The organism is Mesorhizobium sp. M4A.F.Ca.ET.020.02.1.1 (genome assembly GCF_004022645.1).
In the GTDB taxonomy this organism is placed as follows: Bacteria; Pseudomonadota; Alphaproteobacteria; order Rhizobiales; family Rhizobiaceae; genus Mesorhizobium.
Window position 1 is genome coordinate 1 of the sequence record NZ_RZOI01001391.1, and the last position, 462, is coordinate 462.

Genomic DNA, 462 nt, shown 5'->3' on the forward strand with positions numbered 1-462 from the left:
GTCGTACCAGGTCTCCGGCTTCCACAGATCCGAGCGCATGAAGGCCTTGGCGCAATGCATGTAGGCGGCCTTGACCGACACCACGATGACGCTCTGCGGCTCCTTGCCGTCGACGGCCAGCCGCCCGCGCAGGCCGGCATCGACGGTGATGCGGGCGTCGCCGTTGACGCGCAGCGTCTCGTTCATGCCGGGAATGAGGAACAACAGCCCGACCGAGGGATTGCGGACGATGTTCTCCAGCGTGTCCAGCCGGTTGTTGCCGGGCCGGTCGGGGATGGCGATGGTCGCGTCGTCGAGGATGGCGGCGAAGCCGGGCTTGTCGCCTTTCGGCGTTACGTCGGCATTGCCGGCGCCGTCGGAGGAGCCGATCAGCACGAAGGGGCTCTTGCCGATAAAGGAGCGGCAATGGCCGTCAAGCGCCTTCAGTTCCTTGCGGATGGGGCCATCGGTCGGTCGGGGCGT

Annotated in this window: 1 protein-coding gene; it reads right to left on the bottom strand. The window is 66.9% G+C overall.

Going from position 1 to position 462, the window contains the following annotated elements; genetic code table 11:
- Positions 1–462: MSMEG_1061 family FMN-dependent PPOX-type flavoprotein (locus tag EN742_RS37310; protein ID WP_128334007.1), on the bottom strand; the 462-nt coding region annotated here is incomplete at both ends.